12 protein-coding genes are annotated in these 17,544 nt (G+C 55.6%); 1 reads left to right on the top strand and 11 read right to left on the bottom strand.

The features are described 5' to 3' along the window. Nucleotides 1–29: 29 nt before the first annotated feature. From J4772_RS14680 to J4772_RS14725, 10 genes are all read right to left on the bottom strand, one after another. Entirely contained in the window at nucleotides 30–356 is a 327-nt protein-coding gene (locus J4772_RS14680) for a YnfA family protein (protein ID WP_209075794.1), read from the bottom strand. Between the two features lie 91 nt (nucleotides 357–447). Then, nucleotides 448–1,443 carry a hypothetical protein gene (locus J4772_RS14685; protein ID WP_209075795.1) on the bottom strand — a complete coding sequence of 332 codons (996 nt, stop codon included), beginning with the start codon at nucleotides 1,441–1,443 and terminating at the stop codon, nucleotides 448–450. After that, complete coding sequence (locus J4772_RS14690) at nucleotides 1,440–1,985, bottom strand: RNA polymerase sigma factor (protein WP_246016867.1); 546 nt, start codon at nucleotides 1,983–1,985, stop codon at nucleotides 1,440–1,442. The genes J4772_RS14685 and J4772_RS14690 overlap by 4 nt, the downstream gene beginning before the upstream one ends. A gap of 117 nt (nucleotides 1,986–2,102) precedes the next feature. Beyond that, nucleotides 2,103–4,106: an AraC family transcriptional regulator gene (locus tag J4772_RS14695; RefSeq protein WP_209075796.1), complete on the bottom strand. Its 2,004-nt coding sequence runs from the start codon at nucleotides 4,104–4,106 to the stop codon at nucleotides 2,103–2,105. Between the two features lie 322 nt (nucleotides 4,107–4,428). Continuing rightward, the gene (metE, locus tag J4772_RS14700; RefSeq protein ID WP_209075797.1) at nucleotides 4,429–6,714 is read right to left on the bottom strand and encodes a 5-methyltetrahydropteroyltriglutamate--homocysteine S-methyltransferase; all 2,286 of its coding nucleotides are present in this window, start codon (nucleotides 6,712–6,714) and stop codon (nucleotides 4,429–4,431) included. Between the two features lie 293 nt (nucleotides 6,715–7,007). Next, nucleotides 7,008–7,919, bottom strand: coding sequence for a LysR family transcriptional regulator (locus tag J4772_RS14705; RefSeq protein ID WP_209075798.1), 912 nt, complete (start codon nucleotides 7,917–7,919; stop codon nucleotides 7,008–7,010). 108 nt (nucleotides 7,920–8,027) lie between these two features. Continuing rightward, entirely contained in the window at nucleotides 8,028–9,167 is a 1,140-nt protein-coding gene (locus J4772_RS14710) for a toxic anion resistance protein (protein ID WP_209075799.1), read from the bottom strand. A gap of 23 nt (nucleotides 9,168–9,190) precedes the next feature. Beyond that, nucleotides 9,191–10,879: a vWA domain-containing protein gene (locus J4772_RS14715; protein ID WP_209075800.1), complete on the bottom strand. Its 1,689-nt coding sequence runs from the start codon at nucleotides 10,877–10,879 to the stop codon at nucleotides 9,191–9,193. Between the two features lie 15 nt (nucleotides 10,880–10,894). Further along, nucleotides 10,895–11,698 carry a hypothetical protein gene (locus J4772_RS14720; protein WP_247741102.1) on the bottom strand — a complete coding sequence of 268 codons (804 nt, stop codon included), beginning with the start codon at nucleotides 11,696–11,698 and terminating at the stop codon, nucleotides 10,895–10,897. Nucleotides 11,699–12,406: 708 nt separating this feature from the next. Beyond that, entirely contained in the window at nucleotides 12,407–15,427 is a 3,021-nt protein-coding gene (locus J4772_RS14725; RefSeq protein WP_209075801.1) for an alpha-mannosidase, read from the bottom strand. A gap of 185 nt (nucleotides 15,428–15,612) precedes the next feature. On the opposite strand from J4772_RS14725, the gene J4772_RS14730 reads away from it, so the two are divergent. Continuing rightward, the gene (locus tag J4772_RS14730) at nucleotides 15,613–16,827 is read left to right on the top strand and encodes a GntR family transcriptional regulator (protein WP_209075802.1); all 1,215 of its coding nucleotides are present in this window, start codon (nucleotides 15,613–15,615) and stop codon (nucleotides 16,825–16,827) included. A gap of 36 nt (nucleotides 16,828–16,863) precedes the next feature. On the opposite strand, the gene bshB2 is transcribed toward J4772_RS14730, so the two are convergent. After that, complete coding sequence (gene bshB2 / locus J4772_RS14735; RefSeq protein ID WP_116064254.1) at nucleotides 16,864–17,520, bottom strand: bacillithiol biosynthesis deacetylase BshB2; 657 nt, start codon at nucleotides 17,518–17,520, stop codon at nucleotides 16,864–16,866. Between the last annotated feature and the right edge of the window lie 24 nt (nucleotides 17,521–17,544).

Below are 17,544 nucleotides of genomic sequence, written 5' to 3' on the forward strand. Positions count from 1 at the left end.
GTCTCCACCCGTCTTGATGTCGTCTTCCTTTAACTTCTCGGCGCCCACAACATGATCGAAACGCCGACGATACAAACCGCCGCTCCAAGCCAATCGTACAGATCGGGCGTCTTCTTGTCGACGAGCCAGCCCCACAAAACGGCCAATACGACGAACACGCCTCCGTAAGCCGCGTACACGCGTCCGAAGGAAGGAAAGCTCTGCAGAGTCGGGATAATTCCGTACAGTACGAGAATCAATCCTCCAGCTACCCCGTACCAATAAGGCTTCGATTCCCGCAACCATAGCCACACCAAATACCCTCCGCCGATTTCAGCGAGACCGGCCAACACGAAGATCACAATCGCCCCAACCACGATGTCGCCCCTTCCTTATCCAGGCGGCAGCCCATTGGCAGCGCCGACATGCGAAGGCTGCTCCCCTTTCGGGAAACAGCCTTTGTTCTTCTTATTGTACCACTTCCGCAAGCTTGTTGTCCTGCGTATAAGCGTATATTCGGACACCGTCGCCTTGCTCCGTTGACGGAGTATACATTTCGAACAGCCCTGCAGCTTCATCGTAGACAAGCCGATCCTCGTTGCCGGCCCCCAGCGCTTCCCGCACGCTTGCCCACTGAAGCCGTCCCTGCTCCTCTTTAAAAATATAGATTTGATTTTGCTTGTGCGTCGCAACTATCGCTTCCTCACGGCCTTCCCCGTCAAGATCCCGCTCGTAGGTCGCCGCATCGAATTCCGCGAAGGTGCTGACGCCTCCCTCGTCCTTCTTCACGTAGAAGGCGCACGCCTCCCCGTCGATTCTGCACAGCTGCCTGTCAATCTTGAGCACCTCTTGACCGAACAGCCGCGTCGCGCTAAAGTCGTCGCTGTCCAAATAACCGAAGCCGTAGTGGAAAAGCTGGCCGGGCTCGGAGAGGCCTTCGATGACAAAACCGAAATAGACGATTTTTCCGTTTTTGTCGCTCTTCGGCAGTTCTTCGTTATTTTTAAGCCTATATCGCAGCGTTGTACCAAATCCCGGGATTTCCTGCTCATCGACCAACTCGATATCGGTCAGCGGAATCTGCTCGACGTACCCCGTGTTTATTAGCGGACTATACTTGTTGGACAGTCCGGGCAAAATGTCCGGATCGCTTCCGTAGATCATTTGCCCTTTCGTCAATATCCGCGCTTCCAGCGGCTGAAACGTCATAGCCTTCTCTGCTCCGGCCGCCGCTCCCTGCGGGCGAGCTGTATCGACGCTCCCGCTCGGCCAGTAGACGACAAGAAGGAGCGCCGCCAGACAAGCCGCTACCGTTCCGGCCAGCCTCGGCCACAGCCCTGCAATCCGGCGCGGTCTTCGCTCAATCGCCCCCAGCACCTTCAGCTTCATCTCGTCCGTAAACCTTTCCTCTTGGAACAAGCCTTCCTTAACTCGTTTTTCCCAGGCGGACGAACCGTCGCTCATCGTTCCATCTCCTTCCGTTTTCTGTCCATCGCCTGGCGCGCCCGATGCAGTCTCGACTTGACCGTGCCCTCCGACACGCTCAGCAGTCCCGCGATCTCGGGCATCGTCAGCCCGTGTTCCAGCGTGAGCAGCAGCACTTCGCGCAGCTTAACCGACAGACTCATCATTGCCGCTCTGATCTCGCGAACGGACTGCTCTTCCAAATAAGCCGTTTCGGCAGACTCCCCGACTCCCGCCGGCTTCACCCATTCGAACAGCACAATTCGCCGCACGTAGCTCGACTTCATCTCGTTGATGGCCAGATTTCTCGTTATCGAGAACAGCCAGGTTTTGACCGAGGAGCTGCCCCGGAACGAGCCGAAGCCGCGATATGCTCTAATAAACACTTCCTGCGCAATATCTTTGGCCTGCTCCCGGTTTTTCGTAATGGCATACGCGTAACGCCTGACGTCGTCGCCGTATTCGGTCATCAGATCGTCCAGCTCGGATTTGTCCAGCTTGTCCTTGTATGCCAAGTATTGAAGCTCCATCTGGGAGTCCATCGTTTCACCTCCAACCTATTAGACAAGAGCGTCTTGCGAATCGTTCCCTTACTAATAAAATAGAACAATCGGCCCTCTCCCGATACGGAGACGAGCCGACTGACTTACGCGCGCGCGTTATTGTTTATTATTCAGCAGCAAGCCCACGATCGTATCCAGCTGCTGCTCCAGCGAATACGGGTCCTCCATCACAAATTCATCATAATACTCGTTGCCGAATACGTAAACCCGATTGTTCTGAACGGCGGGCAGCCCTTTCCACAGCTTGCTGTCCATCATTTTGTCGGTCGCTTCCTTCGCGCCGTAATAGACGAAAATATGATCTCCCATATATTCCGGCAGCATTTCCGCAGAGATCGACTCGAACCCTGCCTTCATGTTTTTGGCGATATCGGTCGGCGGCAACTGCAGCGTACCATAGATGGTAGAGGAGCCGTAATTGCCTCCCTCGGCAGCCAAGACGAAGGCGGCTTTGTCGGCGAATTGCACGACGGACACGGTCTCCCCTTCCTTGACGATGCCTTTGATTTGCTCCCGCGCCTCCGCGGCCTTCTTCTCGTAATCGGCGATCCATTGCTCCGCTTCTTCCCGCTTGCCGAATATATCGCTGACGCTCCTGAACTTCTCCAGCGGTCCCGCAGTGGACATTTCCGGCGTCCAATACGGCAGAAATACGGTCGTGCCGATTTTCTCGTATTGCTCGATGCTGTCCTCTACCGAACCGATAATCAAATCCGGCTCCAGAGAAGTCAGCTTCTCCAGGTTCATCGGAAATCCGCCCAAATCCTCGATTTTCGCCAGCGTCTCTTTCTCGATTCCCGCCCCCGCCATCCATCCTTCGTCGAGCATAAACGTTCGGACGCCGATCGGAACGATGCCTAGCTTGAGCAGATGTCCCATATATTGATCGGCGGCGACCCGCTGCGGATTGGCCGGCACGACAACATCCCCCTTGGGCGTCGATATCGTTCTCGTAGTCGGCTGCTCCTCCTGCTCCTGGCCACCCGTCGCAGATGCGCTTGGCGAAGTCGCCGGTTCGCCGGACTTGGCGCTTGCGGACGGCTGCGCCGCGGAGTCGGCAGGACTGTTAATTGAATTCGAGCAAGCCCCCATAAGCAGCGTTAATCCGAGTACAGTAGTCATTGCCGCGATTTTACTTCTCTTTTGCATGTCAAGCTCTCTCCCTGTCATCATCTGATAATGATTTTCAATATCAGTATAAGGGAGCTCGGAAATTCGAGAAACGGCAATTCCTTGCATCGCGGTGGGCAAATCCTGATTTTCCGAAAGTCTGCCGCCGCACTGCCTGTAATAGGTAGGAGCGACTCCCGTATACTTCTTGAAGCTTCTACTTAAAGAGTGCGCGTCCGGGAAACCGACAGCTTCGGCAATTTCCTGCAATGTCGCCTCCGTCTCCACGAGAAGCTGCATCGTTCGCAGCGCTCTGACTTGGCCCAGAAAATGAATAGGACTCGTGTGAAGCTTCAGCTTGAACAGGCGCGATAAGTGTCCCGAGCTGTAATCGAGCGCCTTCGCGATCGCGTCCAGCGTCAACGGACGGTTATAGTGCTCCTGAATGTAACGGACCGCCTCCGCCACCATATCGGGCTTCACAGGTTCGACCTGCTGCTGATGCAGCTGCCAGAGCAATTCGTAAATGAACTGGTAGAAGAGCGATTTGACTTGAACCTTGCTCAGCTCGGTAGCTTCCCGCCACTCTCGACACATCCTCTCGACTTTGTCGCTCAGCAGCATCGGATAACGCGGGGCGAAAACATATCTGAACTGAAACGGATTTCCTTCCTCCATCAGCCTGGCGATTTCCGAGCGGTCGGGAGCTGACGGAGAAGCCCGGTATAAGATCAGGCAGTACGCCAGCTCTTCCTCCGCCGTAATGGTCAGGCTTGTTCCCTTGCCGCAGTGTACCAGATGATGCGATCTGACTCTATGGCATACTCTATCCAGACAGATTTGTCCTATTCCCCGTTTGATATAGAGAAAAGAGCTGGCAGGCAGCCGGTAGTCCCGAAGCTCTTCCAACCGCTCCATTTCTTTGTCGCGAATATCGATCAACTCGATGTACACTTGATTCCACAACCGGATATGGTTGTCCAACTTCATGAAACCGCTCGCCCCCGAATCTGAGCTTCCGTTCGGAATACATTCGTTATTCTGCATATTCTCCATCTTAGATGATAAGTTTTCTCAATGGCAAGCGCAAAGCCCGATTCCTCGCCGAAAAAATTGAAAAGACTGTCCCAAAGACAGCGCAGCTTGAGACGATCGATAAAAAAAGAAGGTGCATGCACCTCCCGGAGACTGTCTCATACGTTCCTGAAATCGCCTTGCAACGGGTTTCCCCATACAGATTTCGGGAGCGTATAGCATCAGAGGGAGATACATACACCTTCCGTCTTGTTCATCGATTAACTTTCACAGGAAGTTACTGAGCCAAATGCTTCTCACGGGCAATTTGAGTCGCTGCAACCATGTTGCGCAAGGAAGCAACCGTCTCTTCCTGTCCGCGCGTCTTCAAACCGCAGTCCGGGTTGATCCAGAACAGCTGCGGATCAAGTACGCGCAACGCGCGGTCGATCATGCCGGACATCTCCTCGACGTTCGGTACACGCGGGCTGTGGATGTCGTAGACACCCAGACCAATACCCAGCTTGTAGGTGTTTTCCTCGAAGCTATGAATCAGCTCTCCATGGCTGCGCGAAGTCTCGATAGAGATAACGTCCGCATCCATCTCTTCGATCGAGTCGATCATGTCGTTGAATTCGCAATAGCACATATGCGTGTGAATTTGCGTCTCGTTCTGCACCGTGCAAGTCGTCATCCGGAACGCCTTAACCGCCCAATTCAGATATTCCGCCTGATCCTGCTCCTTGAGCGGCAGTCCTTCGCGCACCGCCGGCTCGTCGACCTGGATCATTCCGATACCGGCCTGCTCCAGCGCTTCTACTTCCTGTCTGAGCGCATAAGCGAGCTGGTACGCGATTTGCTCGCGCGGAATGTCGTCGCGAACGAACGACCAGTTCATAATCGTAATCGGTCCGGTCAGCATGCCTTTGACAGGACGGTCCGTTTGCGACTGAGCGTACTTCGTCTCTTCGACGGTCATCGCCTGTTCGAATGCCACGTCGCCGTAGATAACCGGAGGCTTAACGCAGCGGGAGCCATAGGACTGTACCCAGCCGTTCTGCGTAAACGCAAAGCCGGCCAGCTTCTCGCCGAAAAATTCAACCATGTCCGTACGCTCGAACTCGCCGTGCACAAGCACGTCGATACCGATTTCTTCCTGCAGCTTGATCCACAGATCGATCTGTTCGCGAATAAAGGCGGCGTAGCGCTCCTCGTTCCATTCGCCTTTGCGCCAGAGCTGGCGAGCTTTGCGCACCTCGGCGGACTGCGGGAAGCTGCCGATCGTCGTCGTCGGGAACAGCGGCAGCTGCCACTTGTTCTGCTGCGCGATCCGGCGCTGCTCGAACGCGCTGGCGCGCGCCGGCTCTGCTCCGCTAATTCCCGCTACCGCTTGCTGCACGTCGGCGCGATTGCGCTCCGCCGACTGTCTCAGCGCTTCAACGGCACGTTGGCTGTCGGCCAGTTCAGCAGCAATCGCCGCTTTGCCTTCGTTCACCGCTTTGGTCAGCAGCGCGATTTCTACCAGCTTCTCGTCGGCGAAAGCAAGCGCGCCTTTTAATTCGGCTGCCAGCTTCGTCTCTTTTTCCGTCGTAACCGGTACGTGAAGCAGGCTGCACGACGACTGCACGATCAGCCGATCGCCGCTGACGTATTTGCCAAGCTGCTCAAGCACTTCCAGCTTCTCGCCAAGCGCCGCTTTCCAGATGCCGCGTCCGTCGATAACGCCTGCGCCCAACACCTTGTCCTGCGGGAAGCCGAACTCACGGATCGCCGCCAGGTTGCCGGCCGCTCCGTGAACAAAATCGAGACCGATGCCTTTAACCGGCAGCGAGACAATGTCCGCATAGCTTTCAACCGATTCAAAATACGTTTGCAGCAGGATGTTCAGCTCGGGAACCGCAGCCGCGAACGCTCCGTATATCGTCTGCAAGCGGCGAACGTCCTCCGCGTCGATCTTCGTCACCGCGATCGGCTCGTCGATCTGTACCCAACGGACGCCTTCCAGAGCCAGCTCTCGCAAAACTTGAACGTAAAGCGGCAGCAAGCGTTCCAGCCACGAATCCGTCTCCGCTTTGGCGTAGCCTTTGGACAGCTTCAGAAACGTCAGCGGCCCGAGCAGCACCGGTTTGCCTTCGATGCCCAGCTTCTCCTTCGCTTCACGATAAGCCTGCAGCGGCTTGTTTTCGGTCAGCGCCGGCTGCGCACCGTCCAGTTCAGGAACAATATAATGGTAGTTCGTGTTGAACCATTTCGTCATTTCGCTAGCTGCCGCTTCCTTCGTGCCGCGTGCGATTCCGTAGTAGACCGACAGCGAAACCGCGCCGCCTTCGTATTTGAATCGTTGCGGAACGATGCCGAACATCGTTGCCGTATCGAGCACATGATCATAGTAGCTGAAGTCGTTGACCGGAATCAGGTCAATGCCTTTGTCTTTTTGCTTGCGAAGATGAGCCAGACGGATGTCGCGCAGCTTTTCCACGAATTCCGCTTCTTCCAGCTTGCCTGCCCAGAACGCTTCCAGCGCTTTCTTCCATTCCCGATCCGCGCCGATTCGCGGGTATCCCAAAATACTGCTTTGCGCCATCTCGTAACACTCCTATATAAGTTGTTACGTAGAAGATAGCACGGATTTTTAGATATAGTGTAACTCTCAAATCCTATATCTGGATATAGCTATTCCCTATACCGCAAACCGCGCTAGGGCGTGTATGCATACTCCGAGGATAGTAGATTTGGCCGAATTTTCGTTCCATGCAAGGAACTTTTGTGAAGGCGTACCGGGGGTACGTCAAGCAAATGTGACGCAGCAGGGGCGGTGAAAGATACCTCTGAGCGGGTTTGCATACACGCCCTAGCCCCGACCCGCTGCCCGGGGGCTTAATTCGGGTCAGGAGCCGTCGCCCGCTCCAGCGCTTCAACATACGCCGCTCCAAGCTTCGTAAGCGCCGCATTGCGATGCGAAATCCAACCGACATTGATCGTCTCGCTGCAGTCCAGCGGTACGGGAATAATCTCGTTGCCGTTCAAATCCTTACTCAGCACTCCCGTCGAAATCGTGTAGCCGTTTAAGCCGATCAACAGATTAAACAGCGTCGCCCGGTCGCTTACGCGAATGCTCTTTTTACGGGACAACGTGCTCAGGATCTCTTCGGCAAAATGAAAGGAGTTGTATTCCCCCTGATCAAACGACAAATACGGATACTCCTGCAATTGATCAATCGTGACGATGGCGTGTTTGGCTAGCGGATTGTGGATGCTGATGAAAATGTGCGGCTTAGCCGTAAACAGGCTCGTAAACTGCAGATTGGCGCTTCTCAGCAGCTTGTGGATGACTTTGCCGTTAAACTCGTTCACGTACAAAATGCCGATCTCACTGCGCATCGTACTGACATCTTCGATGATAACGTGCGTTTTCGTCTCGCGCAGCGTCAGCTCGTATTCATCGTGACCGTACTCCTTGACAAGACTGACGAAGGCGTTGACCGCGAACGCATAGTGCTGGGTCGAGACCGAGAAATGCTGCGGGGACGGCTTGGCGTTCAAGTACCGGCTTTCCAGCAGCTCGGCCTGCTCGACGACCTGCCGGGCGTAGCTCAGAAATTCGACTCCTTCTTTGGACAACGAGATTCCTTTGTTCGATCGATCGAAGATGGCGATCTGCAGCTCCTCTTCCAAATCCTTGATTGCGTTGGACAGGCTGGGCTGGGAAATAAACAGTCGTTTGGCCGCTTCGTTGATGGAGCCGCGGTTCGCCACTTCGATCACGTATTTGAGTTGCTGCAAAGTCAAGACTATTCCTCCGTACTCCGTAATACCGAAATTCTATCACTCATTCGCAGGAAAGTCATGATTTCGGAGAGCCTGAAGTAAAAGAAAATCGAGGCGAAGCATGCCCGATCAAATGCCGAGTCTTTGCCCTTTCTCCAGGCGCCGGATCTGCTGTTCGCCCTGGTCGGCCAGTTCGCGGAATTGGCTGATCGTGTCCCGCATGCGGGGCAGCGCTTCCTGTTTGTAGGCGCTGATCGAATCGAGCGCGGCCAGCACGTCCGTGAACGCCTGCTTCAGCGTCTCCACCGACACGCTCGTCTCGAGCGCCTGCTTATGGATCGTCGCTCCTTGCTCCTTCAGCATGCGGGAGGTGCCGGCGATCAGTTCGTTCGTCGTCTGGTTGAGCAGCTCGATCTTCTTGAGCACAATTCGCTGGTTAAAGAGGGCGCTGGCTACCGTCACGGAGATACGCAGCGCCGAGATGGTCACGTTTTTCGCCCGGTCGACGCCGCGAATCAACTCCTTGTTGTTGCGGATGACGACCTCGATCGCCATAATTCCCTGCTGATTGACGACGAGCATCTGCTGCAGGTCCATTACTCGCTGGCGAAGAGGAAACAGCACTTCCTCGGTAATGAAGCGGATTTTGTCCGGATCCTCGGCACGCTGCCGCGCCGCCTCGATCTGCCCCTCGATCGATTCGTCCATCAGCATGCCGAGCTGAATTTCCTTCTGCAGCTTCTTGGTCAGCTCGCGTAGCGTCTGCTGCTCCAGCTCCAGCGTCGTATTGTCGTTTTTGAGCGTTGCTTTGCCTTTGTCGAGCGAGACGACGATATCGGCAATCACAATGTCGGCCTTCTGATATTTCAGAAAATAGGCGCGCAGCGGATTGAACAGCTTGCCTAACATACCGCGCTTGGCGAAATCGACGGCGCTCGGGTCCAAATCCTTGAGCTGCGTATGCAGTTCGGCCAGCCCTTTAGCCACCTGGCCGCCCTCGTCCCCCGTTCGCGCCAGATTGCCGACGGACACTTCCAGTAGCTTGTTTTTGTCCGCGGACGACTTCATCGTACCGAGGCCGAAGCTTTCGATCGATTGCACGATCTCCTTGCGTTTGTCCAGCGACTCGACGTCAAGCGTCATAATCGCCGCCACATTCGCGTCGGCCAGCTGCTTCAGCTTGGCTACCTCTTCGGGCACGGGCTTTACTTCCTGTTCAATAACCGCCTTGATCTGTTCCGGGCTGGCGACTTCCATCGAGAATGACATCCGGATCCCCCTCCGTATTCAAATCACATCTGTACGTTAAACAGGTTGCCGATCTTGTAGACGACGTCGTCCGTATCGGCATTGATGCTGGCCGCCTCGTTAATGCCGGAAATGCTCTGCAGCGCCTTGATGTTGGCATTGTAGCCGATGGTGTAGATCGGTACTTTGTACGCTTCGACGAGATCTTTAACGTCGTTAAGGGAATAGCCCTCGTTCGTTTCCCCGTCGCTCAGGACAAAAATGACCGGCTTGCCGTTCGGATTGACCCGCAGCTCGTCTTGCAGCATTTTGAGCGCCACGACGATCCCGTCGAACGTCGCCGTTCCGCCGCCGGACTGCAGGCTGTTCACCGCCCCGACGAACATCGACTGTTGGTTCGTATCGTACTTCCCGATCGGCAGATGGATCGTGACGTCGCTCGAGTAGGAGACGAAGCCGATGCTGTTGTCTCGGCCAAGATATTTCTGTCCCTTCAACAGCGACTCCTTAAGCCGATTTAACGGTTCGCCGTCCATGCTGCCCGACACGTCCGCGACGAATACCGCCACGATCGGCTTGCCGGCGTTTTTCTTCTCCTTCCACAGCTTTTGGGCGGCAGAGAGCAGCGCGCCATCCGGAACGGCCAGCTCCGGCGTATATTCCTCCAGCCCGTTAAATCCCAGTTTTTCCGCCGCTTGCTGGTATTGCTCCTGCTGAACGAAATCGGCGAACCGCTTGATCAGCTCGACCTTTTCCGGCGGCAGATCGCCCAGCGCATAGAGCGGACTGTCATGCCTTACGCCAAATGGCGTAAACACATAACCTCCCTTGAGATCGGCGGCATTGATATAGGTTTGATACTCCAGTACGAAGCCGTCCAGCATGCCTGATTTGGCCGCGTCGCGCATCTGAATCGTCGTCGAAGCGATGAACGGTACGTTGGCCTGGAACTTCTCAAAGCCTGCGACCGCCTTCTCTCCGAGCAGGTTCGAGCTGTCGAACGAATCCAGCGCCGTCAGCAGGAAGTTGAGGCCCGTAGAGCTGGCGAACGGGTCGGTATAGCCCATCGCAAACTCGTTGCCGGCGATCGCCTCCGTCACCGTCTTTACGTTCACCGCTCCGTATTTCTCCACGAGCGCGTCGTATTTCGCCTTGGCGATGACGATACCCGGCACGTTGCCGGCCAGCCTCTTCGCGACCAGCTCCGTTCTGACGCCGCTTGCCTTGACCATCTCGCCCCACAGCTCGTTGGATGGGGTGAACGCGTCGGGTATGTACTTGCCGGACGCAATGTAGTCGGTGGCCGTCCCTGACGCGATGTTTCTCACCTTGACCGATGCGGCTTGACCGTTAACCTCGATTCCCGCTCGGTTGAATTCAGCCGCGACTTCGGTCAGCCAGCCGTCGACGCCGGAGCCGGATTTCTCTGTCGAGGAAAAAATTTCGACATAAAAGCCGGTCGTGTTGTCTACCGTCACCGGAAACTTGGAGATGTCCGGCAACGCTTCGGCCACGTCCGCCGGATCGAGATCGATCTGCCCCTTCACCGGCTCTGCGCTTGACACGGAGAGGTCCGAAAACAGCCTGTTCAGCCGCTTCTCCGCGTTCTCCGAGCTTAGCTCCGCCTTCGTTTTTCCCAGGTTGGAGGTCAGGCTGATTCCCCAATAGACCAAAGCAAACACGATCGCCAGCAGGAAGACGGACACTAAAGCAAATTTGCGCGGTTTAGCCAACTCCCCCACCTCTTTTCATCTGTAGTGCTTCGTTGTCTTAATCAGCGCATCGATCTCCTGCATGCCGGGCATCGCCTCGATATCGCCCGGTTCGAAGGCGTCCAGACGCGAGATTTCCAGCAGCAGCCGATCCAGCTTCAGCAAAATTTCTTCGTTCATCGCGATCGAATATTTCACAAAATCGAGAAACTCGTTCAGCATTTCCGCCCGCATCTGCAGCAGCTCCCTCGGTATTCGCGACGCTTTACGCGAGCCAAATCTCTCGAACTCGGCCTCGTCGAACGCCTGCAGCCGATTCAAGACGCTTCTGACGTTGCGGTAAAACAACGATTCGACCTCCGCGATGACGGAAGCAAACTTCGCATAGCTCAACTCTCCGGGCTGAAACCGTTGCGACAACGCCTCGAGCAGTGTTTCCTTCTTCTTGCGGATGCGATCCAGCTGTTCGATCGCGTGATCCATGTCCTCCTCCAGCAGCCGGACCCGTTTGTAGCGAGACAATGCCGTCGCGAAGTCCTCCTGTGTTTGAAGCTCTCGCAGAGGCGGCGGCTGCTCCTGGGGCTTCTGCAGGATGACGTAGCTTCCCAGCAGCAGCGCAATAACGCCGGCCAGCGGCAGCGTCACTCCGATCGCCGTCTCCAGCGCGCTCTCGCCGAAGCCGACTCCAAGCAAACCGGGTGAAAGCACAACGACGTTCACGATAGAGACGACGGCAATCAATCCGAGCAGCTTGATGAGCTTCGTAAGCCTCCGCCCCCTCTCCGGCCCGTGTCCGAGAACAAAAAAAGCCGCGGGGTTTCCGCGACAGATTAGGGACAATGAATGTTGTCTCCGGACCATTTACTTTATTTTTACGCGCTTGGACTTTGGTTTATGATGGCAAAAGGGGGGCGTCTTATAATTAGGACATGCGCGATTATAGATAGGAAATACGAAAGGGCTGTCCCGCAAGCAGAACAGCTTGAGATGAATCGATACGCAAAGTAAGGGGGATATACTTCTTGGAGACCTAATCATGGCCCCTAACACTCCCAAAGAATTACCAGTATTATCCGTATAATAATCATAGAAGACGCTTTAGTGACATACAACCTTTGATTTTGAGCGGTTTGTACAATTCTTCGGACAAACTTCCGTCATTTGAGCTTGAACCGCGCTGCTTTGTACGATTTTTCGGACAAACTTCCGTCGTTTAAGCCTGATTCGCGCTGCTTTGTACGATTTTTCGGACAAACTTCCGTCATTTGAGCCTGATTCGCGCTGCTTTGTACGATTTTTCGACTCACTTCCCTGCGTAAACTCATATGTGCAAAAGAGCCGCCATAAAAAACTCACTCTCCAAATAAACGGGAAACAATGCGGGTCATGATTAGCACGGAGACTGCCTCATACGCCCCTGAAATCAACTTTTCACGAATCTCCCCGTTCAGATTTCAGGAGCGTATAGCAGCGAAAGGAGATCTATCCCTCCTGTATTGATTCATCTTCTATAACAGCTTGATGCGCATATGGGACAGCTCCTACTCACTACTGGAGCAGCTTCAAACGAAGCGTACGAATCTCGAACGGAGCGAACGACAGCTTGGCCGTATCGGTATTTTCGCCGATCGTCGCCAAGTTGTTTTCCATCAGATCGACTTCGTCGACGGTCGCATACCCCTTGCCGAACGACAGATTCGCCTCGGCTCGCATACCCGATGTCTCGTACAGACGCAAGATCAGATCGTCGGAATCCTCGGCCTTCTTGACCGCTTCCAGCATAACGTTCGGGGAATCGATGCCGACGAACGAATGCTGCAGCGCGGCCGCCGCTTGCTGCGCCTTAGACTCTCCCGCCTCGAATACGGTTAGCGGAGAATTTAGCTCGTAGCCTTTCCGGTACGTCTGCGCCGCGACATAATCGCCGGCATGCGGATACAGCGCATAGACGAACCGATGAACCGCCCTGTCGGCAAGCGGATCGGGATACGACGGGCTTCGCAACAGATGGATGTCCAGAATGTGCCCCAGCGCGCTGTAGCCGTATTTGGAATCGTTCAACAGCGAGACGCCGTAGTCCGGCTGCGACAGATCGATGTACTGATGCGCGCAAATTTCGTCCTTGGCAAAATCTTGTCTCGTATTGCGATGCGTCTGGCGCTGCAGATTGCCGAACTGAATTTCGCAATTGACCTGGTCGGCGCGCACATCGACCGGGAACGAAGCCCGCAGCATTTTCTCCGATTCCCGCCAATCCGCTTCCGTCTCGAACCGAACGACTCGTTCGCCCGCATGCAGAACGATTTTCTGCGTCAGCGTCGACTCCCCGAAACGGAACCGCTGCTCTACGACCGCCTTGGCGCCGTCCGCATAGGCGGCGACCGACTCTCGCGTCATGGTGCCGGCAGCGGCTTGGCGATAATTGCGATCGAAATCCCAGGCGTCTCCGCGGTCGTAATAGACGGTCAGCACGTTGGCCCGTTCGCCCGCGGCCACTGTCTCCCGGCCGATCTGCTTGTCGTAAAGCGATACGATGCTACCGTCGGAATCGAGCTTAACGCAGACAAACTCGTTCTCCAGGCTACTCTCGGTCGCGGTCGGTTCGGCTGTATTCGCGTCCCGTGCCGCACGCTCCAGCGACGTCACGCTCATGGACGGAACCGTTACGCGATACTCCCGATCGTTCCAGACGACCCACTCCTGCCGCTCCCAAGGCAGCGAGTTGGCAACAAACGCTTCACCCGCCTTCAGGCCCGCGGCGGCGGCAGCCGCGGCATAAGCCTCTTCTGTCAGCTTCTGCGCTCGCTCGTACAGCGCCGCATAGCGCTCCAGCGATTCGTCGTACACTCTGCCGATCGACGAACCCGGCAGAATATCATGGAACTGATAGAGCAGCACTTCCTTCCAGATCATCTCCAGCTCGGCCTGAGGATAGACGGACGGCGCTGCCCCGCACGAAATTGCCAGCGACGCCGCGAATTCGACTTCTCGCAGCGCTTTCTCCAGCTTGCGGTTGTACCACTTATTGCGTCCTTGCGACGTCAGCGTTCCTTGATGCTTCTCCAGATACAGCTCTCCGCGCCAAGTCTCGAACCGCTCCAGCTCGCGCTCCAGCTTACGGAAGAAATCGATGGAAGGCTCCTGGACGACCGGCACGAGACTTTGCAGATTGCGCAGACGCTCCAACCGTTCCAGATGCTCCTCGCCCGGCCCGCCTCCGCCGTCGCCGATACCAAACAGCATGAGCGCATGCTCGGAGACGCCGCTATCCATATACTCCCGTTCGATTTTCGCCAGCGAGCGCGGCGCCGCCGGACTGTTGTACGTGTCTTCGGGCGGAAGATGAGTCAGCACCTTTGTACCGTCGATCCCCTCCCACAGGAAGCTGTGGTGCGGGTGATCGGTGTACACGCTCCAGCTCAGCTTCTGAGTCATTACATAATCGACGCCGGATTTCTTGAGCAGCTGCGGCAGACTGGCGCTGTAGCCGAAAATGTCCGGAACCCACAGCACGCGAACCTCCTCGCCGAATTCCTGCTTAAAGAACCGTTTGCCGTACAAAATTTGCCGTACAAGCGCCTCTCCGCCCGATACGTTGGAATCGGGTTCGACCCACATCGCTCCTTGAACTTCCCAGCGGCCTTCTGTGATTTTATCCTTGATCTGTCCGTACAGCTTCGGATAATGCTCCTTCATCCACTGGTACAGCTGCGGCTGGCTCGCCCCGAATACATAGTCCGGATATTTCTCCATATTTCTAAGCACTGTGGAAAACGTTCTGGCCCCTTTGCGAATCGTCTCCCGAATCGGCCACAGCCAAGCGAGGTCGATATGCGCATGTCCGACGGCGCTGACCGTCACGTCAGGATCTCCGCCCTTCTTATCAAGCTCGGGACGCAGCAGCTCCCGCGCGGCTTCAACGGTGCCGTCGTCGAATCGTTCCAGTACGTAAGAAGCCTCATACAGCTTGTGCAGCAGCCGGGAACGGCGCGCGCTTGCCTCCGGCAGCTGTTGGGCCAGCTCCAACAGCACCTCGTAATCGTAATAAAGACGGCGCGTCTCTTCGCGGCAGATCGCGATGTCCGCTTCCTTCAACGTACCGCTGCGGTAACGGCCGAACAGGTCGTTGCAGCCGGCGTCCGCCCACAGGTCCACCACTTCCCCGCCCTGAGCGCGATCGGCTACGTCGACCACCCTTTTGCCCGGCAGACCCAATGAATAATCGAACTCCGAGTTGATATTGGTCAACCCTTGAAACGGCGCTCCGTCCTCATCCACAAGACACAGCTCTCCGTTCACGTCGATCAGCAGCACGACTTTGCAGCCTGCTGCACTAGCGGGAACGGAGCCGACAAAGCGGAACCATGCGCAATCCCACAGCTCGCCCCACTTGTCTCCCGACCGAAGAGCCAGCGGCTCTCCGGATGTTCTCTCCTCATAAGGGACCGGCTCTTTCGTTCTCCATGCGTTAACTTCAAGGGAGGCAACCTTCAAGTAGATATGATCGCGAATCTTCTCCAGCGTGTGTTTGGCTCGGTCCAACATAATTGCCGACGTTTCGTAGGGCATCTGTTTCTCTCCTTATCGTCATAGGGCTTTTGCAACGAATATACCATTGCGAAATGACATATTCAATATACGAATTATTTTTATGTCATTTATATCATTAACTTCAAATCTCTAATATAGCTATCGCTTAAACAACAGGATTTGATATAATAGCTATACACTTTGACTTACGGGAGAGCAGGAAAATGAACAACGAGCGGCAGCCGCTTTACGTGCAAATCCAAAATCATTTTAAGCGGCTAATTGGCGATGGAGAGCTGCGGACAGGCGACAAAATTCCGACCGAGCACGAGTTGATGGCAGCTTTCAACGTCAGCAGAATTACGGTGGCGAACGCGCTGTCGCAGTTGGCTAAGGAAGGCTGGATTCACCGGATTCCGGGGAAGGGCAGCTATGTTGGGCGCGACCTTTCCGGCTCCGCCAATACGGTTCAATCCGAGACGGTTCAATTCGAGACCGTTCAACACGAAAAAATGAGCAACGACGAACAACCCGGTTCTCCCCCATTCCAGCATACGGAAGCCGTTGCAGCGTCCGGGAAAATGATCGGGTTCGTCGTACCTTCCATAAACGACTTCTTTGCACTGCGTCTCATCCGGGGAATAAACAGCGTGCTTGGCGGTACGCCTTACTACTTGAACATCGTGCTGACGAACGAGTCCGAGGAACGGGAAAGGGAGGCGATCTCCGAGCTGCTTCGGATGGGCGCGGCCGGGCTGATCATCTTCCCGATCGATGCGACGACGTATAACGAGGAAATTTTGGCGCTGAAGGTAAACCGGTTTCCGTTCGTGCTGATCGATCGCTACCTGCGTGGGGTGGAGACGCATTTCGTCTGCTCCGACAGCAGCCAGGGCGCGGAGCTTGCCGTCAGCCATCTGTGGGAGCTCGGGCATCGCGACATTGCCGTCTGCTCGGATTCTCCGCTGCAGACCGTTACGGTGCAGGACCGGATTGCCGGCTATATGGACGCGCTGAAGCGAAGGGGCGCCCTGATCAACCCCGCGCTGTTGCTGACCGATTTTACGCTCAATGCGCAAGACGTTGAGGATGGCGCCCACATGATTCACCGCTATATCGGCAGCCGTTTGGCGACTGCCTATATTACGCTCAACTCCACGCTTGGCACTCGCCTTGCCGCTGTCGCCGAATTTCTGAACATGAGCGTGCCGGGCGACCTCTCCATCGTTACCTTCGACGATCCGTCGCCAGGACTGGACAATCGGGCGCGTTTCACCCATATCGCACAATCCGAAGAAGAAATCGGCCGACAGGCGACGCGCATTCTGCTTGACGCCCTGAGCGAAAACTTCAACGACTACCGTCAAATCGTGTTGGAGCCCCGCCTCATCGCAGGCCGGACTACGGGACCGCTAGCCGAAAAAGAAACCCGATTGTAAGTCAGAGCGCGAACTCGACTTACAATCGGGTTTCCTTTAATTAAAACGATACGTCCAAAATCTCTCCGTGCCGAAGCGCTGCTGGATTTCCTCGTCGTCCAGCGCCTTCTTGCCTAACAGCTCCGCAGCTTGAAACTGCGAACGATGCGCTTGGATGGAAGCCAGTTTCGGTTCAAGATATTGTTTAATGTCATTAACAATATCCGGCTTACCTATCGCTTGCTCATGATTATTGGCGAAAGCGATGCAGCGAACCTCCGGCCTACGCGCCTTGTCCAAACCGCCGATCGTGCGAACGACCGCCGCTCCGGTTGCATCATGATCGGGGTGTACGCTGTAGCCGGGATAAAACGTATAGACGAGTTCGGGCTGCAGTTCGTCCACCAGCGCCCGGATTTCCCGGTCCAACCGTTCCTGATCTTCGAACTCGATCGTTTTGTCATGAAAGCCGAGCAGACGCAGATCCTGAATGCCGATTACCCGGCACGATTGCTCCAGCTCCTTCTTCCGCACCTCCGGCAGCGTCACTCGATTGGCGAACGGCGGAACGCCCATATTTCTTCCCATTTCGCCCAGTGTCAGACAAGCGTAAGTGATCTGCGCGCCTTCCTGTACATGCTTTGCAAGAGTGCCTGACAGTCCGAACGCTTCATCGTCCGGATGCGGCAATATAACCAATATATGGCGAGTCATTTAGCTCCCTCATCTCCTCTTCCT

This window comes from Cohnella sp. LGH, from assembly GCF_017671885.1.
GTDB classification, from domain to species: Bacteria; Bacillota; Bacilli; order Paenibacillales; family Paenibacillaceae; genus Cohnella; species Cohnella phaseoli.